The organism is Rhodoferax sp. UBA5149 (assembly GCF_002413825.1).
Lineage (GTDB): Bacteria > Pseudomonadota > Gammaproteobacteria > Burkholderiales > Burkholderiaceae_C > Rhodoferax.
Window position 1 is genome coordinate 4,790 of the sequence record NZ_DHXT01000046.1, and the last position, 1,059, is coordinate 5,848.

At 64.1% G+C, this 1,059-nt stretch carries 2 protein-coding genes; one reads left to right on the forward strand and one right to left on the reverse strand.

The annotated features are described in order from the left end of the window. Positions 1–5: 5 nt before the first annotated feature. Positions 6–524: a flavin reductase family protein gene (locus tag B3V69_RS03640; RefSeq protein ID WP_296443896.1), complete on the reverse strand. Its 519-nt coding sequence runs from the start codon at positions 522–524 to the stop codon at positions 6–8. Positions 525–605: 81 nt separating this feature from the next. On the opposite strand from B3V69_RS03640, the gene B3V69_RS03645 reads away from it, so the two are divergent. Beyond that, on the forward strand, positions 606–1,059 hold a 454-nt coding region (locus tag B3V69_RS03645), incomplete at its 3' end, for a flavin-containing monooxygenase (protein ID WP_296443898.1).

The window sequence follows — 1,059 nt, forward strand, 5'->3', positions numbered from 1 at the left end:
TCGCCCTACAAAGGGTGCTCGGTGTAGAACTTGCCACCGTGAAACAACAAGGGTGAGGCGCCGGCGCGGTGTGAGCAGCGTTCCACTTCGCCGACAAAGATCACATGGTCGCCTTCTTCATAGCGGCTGCGGTTGAAGCATTCAAACGTGGCCGCCGCCCCGGCCAGCAGCGGCGCGCCGCCGACACCTTCGATGAACGTCACGTCCGCAAAACGGTCCACGCCCTTGGCCGCAAAACGCCGGGCCAGATTTTTCTGATCCGCCCCCAGGATGTTGATGGCGTAGTGCGAGCCGGTACTGAAGGCGGGCAGGGACGCGGCCGCCCGGGCCAGGCTCCACAGCACCAGGGGCGGGTCAAGCGACACCGAGTTGAACGAGTTGGCGGTGAGCCCGATGAGGTCGCCCTCGGCGGTGCGGGCGGTCACGATCGTCACACCGGTGGCAAACATGCCCAGTGCGGCTCGGAACTCGGGCGGGGAAAAATTGGGGGCGCGCGCCCTGAGGCTCAAATCAGACAAAGACATGGCTGCAATTTACCCGAGTTTTGCCGGTGGGGTGGTCACCACGGATACTCGGCGCCGCGCCAGCTGTGCTACCGTGCGGCCATGAAGCAAGTTGACGTAGCCATTGTGGGCGCAGGCTTTGGCGGCCTGTGTGCAGCGATCCGGTTGCGCCAGGACGGCGTGCCGTCGCTGGTCATGCTGGAGCGCAGCGCGGAAGTCGGCGGCACCTGGCGTGACAACGTTTACCCCGGATGCGCCTGTGATGTGCCTTCGCACCTGTACTCGTTTTCGTTCGAGCCCAATACCGAGTGGACACGGCCCTACCCCCAGCAGCAGGAAATCCAGGACTACATCCTGCGGGTGGTGGGCAAATACCAATTGCGCCCCCTGATCCGCTTTGGCTCCGACGTGCAGCAAATGCGCTGGCTGCCTGCCGAGCAGTGCTGGCAGATTGACATCAAGGGCCAGCCCGGCCTGCTGGCGCGCCATGTGGTGCTGGCCACCGGGCCCTTGAACAAGCCGCTGATTCCCGATGTACCCGGCCTTGACAGTTTTG